The organism is Streptomyces sp. NPDC048106 (genome assembly GCF_040706415.1).
Lineage (GTDB): Bacteria > Actinomycetota > Actinomycetes > Streptomycetales > Streptomycetaceae > Streptomyces.
Window position 1 is genome coordinate 20,329 of record NZ_JBEZND010000066.1, and the last position, 7,630, is coordinate 27,958.

At 70.8% G+C, this 7,630-nt stretch carries 6 protein-coding genes; 5 read left to right on the plus strand and 1 reads right to left on the minus strand.

What is annotated here, in order from left to right; all coding sequences use genetic code 11:
* The first annotated feature begins 619 nt into the window (after positions 1-619).
* From AB0927_RS38840 to AB0927_RS38860, 5 genes are all read left to right on the plus strand, one after another.
* Entirely contained in the window at positions 620-751 is a 132-nt protein-coding gene (locus AB0927_RS38840) for a hypothetical protein (RefSeq protein ID WP_366672572.1), read from the plus strand.
* 1,041 nt (positions 752-1,792) lie between these two features.
* Complete coding sequence (locus tag AB0927_RS38845; protein WP_366672573.1) at positions 1,793-2,305, plus strand: Imm49 family immunity protein; 513 nt, start codon at positions 1,793-1,795, stop codon at positions 2,303-2,305.
* A 1,497-nt stretch (positions 2,306-3,802) separates the two neighbouring features.
* Positions 3,803-5,068, plus strand: coding sequence for a ParA family protein (locus AB0927_RS38850; RefSeq protein ID WP_366672574.1), 1,266 nt, complete (start codon positions 3,803-3,805; stop codon positions 5,066-5,068).
* A complete protein-coding gene (locus tag AB0927_RS38855) occupies positions 5,065-6,216 on the plus strand; it encodes a ParB/RepB/Spo0J family partition protein (protein WP_366672575.1) in 1,152 nt (383 codons plus the stop codon). The genes AB0927_RS38850 and AB0927_RS38855 overlap by 4 nt, the downstream gene beginning before the upstream one ends.
* A 239-nt stretch (positions 6,217-6,455) precedes the next feature.
* Complete coding sequence (locus tag AB0927_RS38860) at positions 6,456-6,791, plus strand: hypothetical protein (protein WP_366672576.1); 336 nt, start codon at positions 6,456-6,458, stop codon at positions 6,789-6,791.
* Between the two features lie 255 nt (positions 6,792-7,046).
* Here the strand turns inward: AB0927_RS38860 and AB0927_RS38865 are convergent, their stop codons facing one another.
* Positions 7,047-7,616 (minus strand): hypothetical protein, encoded by a 570-nt coding sequence (locus tag AB0927_RS38865; protein ID WP_366672577.1) that lies wholly within the window; start codon positions 7,614-7,616, stop codon positions 7,047-7,049.
* Positions 7,617-7,630: the final 14 nt, after the last annotated feature.

Genomic DNA, 7,630 nt, shown 5'->3' on the forward strand with positions numbered 1-7,630 from the left:
TCGACGAAAGCCTCGCCTCCCCTCCCCCGGTCCTCAGCCGACGGAAGCACGCCACGACGCGGCCGCACCCGGCGAAGTACCCGCCACGTATGCCTCCCTCAGCCCACCCCGGCCTCAGCCACGCTGTTCGTCGAACAGCGCCGGCGAGCCGCGGCCGCCCGGTCGCCTGCGTGCCCCGCCGGGCACCCGCAGGCCCCCTGGGGCCGAGGATGCACCGGCCCTGGGCGCGAAGAGCCGCCCCTGCGTGGTGAGGTGGCCCAAGCGCTCACTCGTGGCGTGTGCTTCGCGTGTGAGCTTCAGCACGCCGGTGCGGGGAACTGGCACGCCGTACCCGACGTGCCGTCAGAAGCTTGGCCAGGTAGGGCGTTGAGCATCGCTTGAGCAACGGGCCCGATGTCCTGTGCGACCGCTCGGCATGGCACGGGGTGCCATAACTCCCGTTACCAGCAGGGGAGTTGCCGGGAAACGACATCCGTTGCGCTCCGGTAAAGTCGGCTCACCTCTTACCCCAGGGGCCTACGCACACGCGTGGACTTCCCCGCGCGGGGCCCACGAAAGCCGTGGCCTCCGCGGAGCTGCGAAATCCGCAGTCTCCACAGGAATGGGGTGACAGGTCCCGATGACCAAGTCGACCGAGTCAGAGGGGCACTGCCAGTGCTGCAGCAAGCGGGACCGGCCCGAGCGGGCCGCCCGGTGGCTGGGGATCCTGATCCGCGTGGTCTACGAGATCGCGCTGAACTGGCCCTGGTAGCGGAAAGCCCCGGCCTGACAGCCGGGGCCCGACCGACCTGAACAGGCCGGCCGCACTGCACACGGTGTGCGAGGGAAGGCTCCACCAGGATGCTTCGCGGGCGTCGGGCGGGGCCTTCTCTTATGCCCGAATGCGATTACCGTCGCGTACGCAAGTGAAACGGGCCTTTTGTGAGGCCCGTCACACTCGTAGTCGGCGATGTCCCCACTATGCCTTGCCTTGCCTCACTCGTGCGACAGGTACCCACATGTTGATCGAGTGCCATCCGGTACCTCGTTCGGGAAACCATGCTGGTAGTTACCGATTTTTCCCGTGTGGGCGTGACTGATATCACACACCGGTTTGAGTGAGTGGCCGCACTGACGTGCGATGGATTTACGGCGGTTTGCCAGGGGTTCATCATCGTGCACATGCATCATCAGGGCCCCTCGACATGAGCCGCCGAACCTTACACGTCCCCTCTGACAAAAGCCGCCCCTTCGGGGGCCGAATTCCGCAACGTCCCTGTGGAACGCCGCACCGGCGCGCCCCGCCCCGGAGGCACCGCCCGCCGCGCCGGCGCCGGAGCCCGGGCGCGGCCTGCCGCGACGCCCCGAACTGGCAGTGCCCGCTGCCAGGATGAGGAACATGACGATCAGCGACGTGACCCGCCACGACGTTGCCGGAGAGCGGACAGGGGACGTCCTGCGGCACGGGATCCGCCGGGCCGTCGGGCACTGGTCCGACATGCGTCACGGCGGCCGCCCCCTTGCGGCAGGGGCTGCGGGAGATGAACGGCGATCTCCTCGGCCTCGCTGCCGCCTGGCACCCTGGAAGATCCCGCCCTGGAGGCGCCGAGGGCGCGTGAGGTCCTGCTCACCGCGGCGGAGCGCGCCCTCGGCGAACTGAGCCCGGGCTGCTTCCCCGACGGCGACCGGGACGTTCCCCTCCCCCTCGCCGACGAGACGCTTTACCGGCGAAGAGACGTCCTACGAGGAGACCCGGGAGCCGGCCTCCCCGGCGACCACCGCGCAGACCTGGGTCCATGCCCTCGCCTGATGCGTGATCAGCGGCCTCGTGCGGGAGCGCAGCCGGGTCATCGGCCCGCTGCCGCACGAGGACTACGCTCCCGCCATCCGCGGCCAAGTGCCCTGCTCGAAGCGGGAGTCGGTGTCCGCCCGAGCCGACCTCGCCGAGACGGACGCGCTGTGCGGCTACCTGACCATCACGCAGGGGCGTCACCCCGGCGCCCTTCCCAATCCCGTCCCGCTGGACAAGCCCGGCACCGAGGCACGGGCCCGCGCCGCGGAACGGCCCGACGCGGCCGGCACCCCGGACGCGGACCAGCGGCTGCTGCGCATCCTGCCCGACGACGACCAGCCCGTCTTCGAACAGGCCCTGGCCGAAAGGCTCCTGGAGCACCGCGCGGGCGCCGGCCCCGGACCGGCGCCCCGCACCCTGCTGCCCGTCAGGACCGCCGCGCCGGCCGCGCTCGCCTCCCTCGCACACGGATGGCAGCCGGGCATCCGGTCCGCTTACCCGCCCGGCTCCGTGCTGCGCACCCCGCAGCACTGACGCCCGGCCGCGGGAGCCGGTCGCCGGTTCATGTCCCGACGCGCAGCCAGGTGCCGCCGGTGCGGAGCCAGAGGGAACCGCCGCGGCCCTGGCCGCAGCACAAGACGACTCGTCCGGGCACCCGAAGCCTGCGCCGGCTGGTCACTGTCCACGCCGGGCCGTCCGACTCGGCGCGGACCAGCCCGGTGGATCTTTGATTGCGGTTGCGGACGGTGAATACCGCCCTCCCGCCGCGGACCGCGAACCCGTCCGGCCGCGAGACCGGACCGCGACAGCTCGTCACCCCGCCAGTGGACGGTGTGACGCGGGTCAGGAAGGTGCCGCCTGTGCTGTGCGAGTACCAGACCAGCCAGACCCGATCCCCCTCAGACGCGGCGGTGAGGCCCTGCAAAGGGGGACTGGGCAACCGGCCCTGCAAAAGCCACGCCGCGCGACCCTCGGTGGACCATCCGGCCAGGCCGCCCGCCGACTCGGGATGCTCTCCGCAGATGCCCTCGTCTCCGCAAGGCGGCCCAGACCCCCGCCGTCCCGGTCACCGAGCAGAGCGGGGACGTCATCGCCGACGCAGAACTCGCCATCGCCCGCCGGCGTCCCCGACGCGGAGAGAACCACGGCGTTCGGCTCCCAGGCGTCTCCCGTCGCGTCCCGGAAAGTACGCCCGCCCACCAGCAGGAGCCGGGATCCGGGCAGCATGGCCAGACGGCTGGGGCAAAGAGGGATGTCCTTCACCAAAGTGCGCTGCTCCTCCTGCCCTCTGACCACGGTTCAGCGGTGAACGGCGTTTCCACGCGCCGGCCGACCCACCCCTTCACATAGCGGGAGCGGGTCAGACAGCGACGATGGACCAGGAGGACCGCGAGTTCCCGGCCGGGGCCAACGCTCCACCACAGGGCTCGACGCCCTCGCACGATATCCGCAACGGGCAGGCGCCACGCCGTGCGTACGGACATGACCGAGCGACGATGTACCGGCCCAAAGCTCATCAGCGGCAGCCCCCTTCAGGACTCCGGGGGCCCGGGCCGCCCGGAGGGAGCCGCCTTAGGGGGAGGGCCATCTGCCCTTCCCCGCCCGGGAACCGCAGCGGGGAACGTGCGCGACGCGGGAGAACGGCGCCCCGAGCCCCCGGGCGGTGAGCACGTTACCGCGCGCGAATGACTCCCCGGCTCGTGGCCGGGCATCGTCCGGGCCGCCGTCGTCAGCGCCGCCTTCCCGGCCCGGCCCCTTCGCAAAGACGCCGGTGGGTGATTACGCCGTAATCACCCACCGGCACCGCGCGCATCTCCCCGCCGACCCACCCCAGGTGATTACGCCGTAATCACCCGCCGCGTGCGGGGAGGGCGGGGAGGGCATGAGGCCCCTCGGCCCTTCGGTGAGTGATTGGCCCTTCGGTGAGTGATTACGGCGTAATCACTCACCGTTGGAGCTGACACCCCCACAGGGGTGCTTAACTAACGTGTCGATGAAGCAAGTGATCTTGAACGTTAGTATGGTGTCTTCATGAGTGCGCCAGTCTCCTTGAGCGACCGTGAGAAGGTCGTCTCCAAACTGCCGGGATGGCTCCGGCAGAACCTCAAAGTCAGAGCCGCCCAGCACGGCGTCGAGATCCAGGCCGCGGTGGAACAGGGCATCAGAGACTGGTGCGGCCTGGCCTCCGCCGTGGCGACCATCGACACCGCCGGCTCCGACTCCTTCTCCACCTTCCTGCCGCTCGGGCAGTGGGAAGAGTTCCGGCAGACCGCGGCCGACCGACGGGTCTCGCTCATCCAGGGGCTGGCCCAGTCCGTCCAGCTGTGGCTCGACGCCAACCCCGCCCCGGAGGTCGAACGGCCCGAGAACACCCGCCGCATCATCGTCTGCAACCAGAAGGGCGGTGTCGGCAAGACCGCGATCACCGCAGGCCTCGGGGAGGCCCTGGCCGAGGATCCCGGCGCCCTGCACGCCGTACGCGTGGCGAAGGCGCTCACCAAAGCCCTGAGAGAGAGCGAGACCCACGCAAGTCAGGCACCGCCGGCGGACGACCCGCTCGAAATCGAGAACCTCCCCGGCCCCGGCCTGAAGGTGCTGCTCGTCGACTTCGACCCGCAGTGCCACCTCACCAACCAGCTCGGCGCCGCACCGCTGCCGATGAACGGCGACAGCCTCACCAACCACATGGCGGGTGACCCCAAGGGCGATCTCCGCGACCTCATCGTCTCCATCGACGACGACACGTTCGACGGCAGGCTCCACCTCCTGCCCGCCTGCAACGACGCCTTCCTGCTCGATGTACGTCTCTCCGCGGTGCGAGCCCGGGAAGCCGCCCTCGAACGGGCCCTCGCCCCCATCGAGGCTGATTACGACGTCATCATCGTCGACTGCCCGCCCAGCCTCGGCCTCAGCATGGACGCCGCCGCCTACTACGGCCGGCGCCGTGACGGCGAGAAGCCCGGCCAGTCCGGCGCCCTCATCGTCGTCCAGGCCGAAGACAGCTCCGCCGACGCCTACGAGCTGCTCACCACCCAGATCGACGACCTCCGCGGCGACCTGCAGATCCACATCGACTACCTCGGCATCGTCGTCAACCTCTACGACTCCCGCCGCGGCTACATCGCCACCTCCTCGCTCAAGGGATGGGTCGACATAAAGGACCCCCGAGTCGTCGGACTCATCGGCGACCTCAAGGAACAGAAGGAAGCCGTCCGGGTGAAGAAGCCCCTGCTGGCCTACGCGCCCAAGTCGCAGCAGGCCATCGCCATGCGGGCCCTGGCCAGGGAGGTCCTGTGAGCAAAGCCGACCAGCTCGGCGCGGGCCGCTTCGGCGGGGGAATGCGCCCCGTCAGCGCACGCCGCCAGGCCGTGGCCGCCGCCACCGGGGTCCCCACCGAAGGCATCGCCGACCCCACGGAACTCCCCGTCCACCGCGTCAGCCCCAACCCCGACAACCCGCGCTCCGCGCTCGGAGACCTCACCGACCTCGCCGGCAGCCTGAAAACCCACGGCCAGAAGCAGGCGATCACGGTGATGAACCGTGACGCCTACCTCAAAGCCAACCCGGGCCAGGAAGCCGCGCTCGAACCGGACACCACCCACGTCGTGGTCGACGGCAGCAGCCGCCTCGCCGCCGCCCGCGAAGCCGGGCTCGCCACGCTCAAGGTGATGGTCAGCGACGACCAGGGCGCCACCTCCGAAGAACTCCTCGAGTCCGCCCTCGTCGCCAACATCCACCGCCAAGACCTCGAAGAGATAGACGAAGCACGCGCTCTCCAACGACTCCTGGCCATCCACGGCAGCCAACGAGCCCTGGCCAAGCGTCTCCACCGCTCCCAAGGCTGGGTGTCGCAGCGCCTTGCCCTGCTCAACCTCACGCCCGCGTTGCAGGCCCGCATCGGCGACGAACCCATCGACCTTCTCCGCGCAGTCGGCAACAAACCCGCCGACCAACAGGAAGCAGCCCTGGAAGAGCTGAAGGCGGAGCGGGCCCGGAAGGAGGAGGCAAGACCACGCCCAGCGAAGGCCCAGAGCCGGCAGACGGCAGAGCAGACGGCAGGCGGACGCGCGGACAGACCTGCGGGCACCACGGAGACGGGCTCCGTGAGTGATTACGGCGTAATCACTCACGGGCCGGATGCGGCCTCCCCCTCGGCGCCGCGGACGACGGCCGCCGACGAGACTCTGGCCCCCGTGCCGGCGGGCACCCCGGGCGAGACGCCTGCCGTCGGGGCAGGGGAATCCACGCCCTCGGTACCGGGGCAGCCCACCGGCGCCCAGGGGACACCCGACACAGAGGAACAACACCAGCCGAAGATGTTCCCCTACAACGAGGGTGTGTTCGCGGCCCAGCTCCTGATCCGCAAGATGCCGCCAAAGGAGTTCGCCAAGATGCTGGACCTGCTCATCAGGCACCGCGAGGGCGAAGCGGTCTCCGCCGGCTGATCCGCGGCCGCCGGCGGCACCCCGGCCAGACACGCAGGCCCGGGCCGCGACACGCGCCGAGACCCTGCCCACCACCAGGAGACGGCGGGCAGGCTCCCCGGGCCGCGGCCGCCGGCCAGCGGCCTGTCCATCCAGGGGAAGCGCTCGGGGACGGCGCCGCCGCCGGGGCCGGAGGCAGCGCCGCCGCCACTGAGGCAGCGGGGGACACACAGACCCCACCCGATGTCACCGCGGATACCGTGAGCGAGGCCGCCGAGGCAGCGCCGCAGATCACTGCCTGCGCGGCGGGCGACCACATCACGCAGGGCGAGGAACCTGTCCAGGACGCGGTCCCGCAGCACGACGGCCTCGTGGAGCGCTCACCGAAGCGAAAGAAAGTCCTGCGCCATCAGGACAGTGACGATGTCCTGGCCGCTCTGGCCGCAACCGGCTTCCTCGGCACGGCAGTGCCGGTCGTCGTCCAGCGCGGCGACCAGGACCGCCATCTCCGCCAGCACACACACCGCGGGGGAGCCCATCCCGGCACCCGGCACGCCGACGCCCTCGGCGATCTCCAGCAGCGCCACACCCCCTGACGGCCAACGGCGTCGTCCACCCGGGCGCGGGCATCCCAGCCCCGGAGCCTATGGTGTGACGATCAACGCGCAACGGAAAGGCGACCCCCTGGAAAGGCGACCGCCTTCTCACCGCCGTCCACTGACCACCTGGAAGCACGGGAAGTGACACCTGCGGCAGGCCAGGCCACGCCGGTCCCAATCGCCCGCCCCCGCGACCGCCGCGGCTTGACTCCGCCCTTCTGGGACCATGTCCCCCCTCACCGGCCGGCCTGGTCAGTCGATGCCGAACTGGCCGTAGAAGCGAGCCTCACGCACGCCGCCGAAGGGGGCGCCGACCGTGCACTTGGCGGCACCGGTGAACAGCTCGGTGCTGAACGAGCCGTGGAAGGTGCGGCCGGTGAACAGACCGGAGGTGACGGTGCCGGAGACGCCCACCAGCGGGCCGACGTTGTGGTCGAACTCCAGACTGACGGTGCTCTCCACCACGCCGCCGTCCTCGGTCAGCCACTGGACGGTGCCGGTCCCGTGGCCGGTGTCGAAGCCGCCGGCCTCGCAGCTGATCACGACGCCTTCGAAACCCGCGCTGAGGCGCGCGGCACGGATCTCCACACCGCTGTTGTCGCCACAGGGGCCGGTCTGCCCGTCGTACACGACGTGCTGAGGAAGCGGGAAGAACTGGACGCCGGGGCTGAAGCGCATGGGACCGGACGACTCGCACGAGATCGCGATGCCCGGGTCGGCGACAGCGGCCGCGGGAGCGGCCAGGCCGAGCCCGGCCAGGAGGCCGGCCACCGAGACGGCCATCGCCGCGCGGCGCGCGAGGGTACGGACAGCAGCGGTCACGTGATGCTCCTCAG

Coding starts and splice junctions, on each gene's coding strand:
- AB0927_RS38840 (WP_366672572.1), top strand. CDS start 620: ATGACCAAGTCGACCGAGTCAGAGGGGCACTGCCAGTGCTGCAGCAAG.
- AB0927_RS38850 (WP_366672574.1), top strand. CDS start 3,803: ATGAGTGCGCCAGTCTCCTTGAGCGACCGTGAGAAGGTCGTCTCCAAA.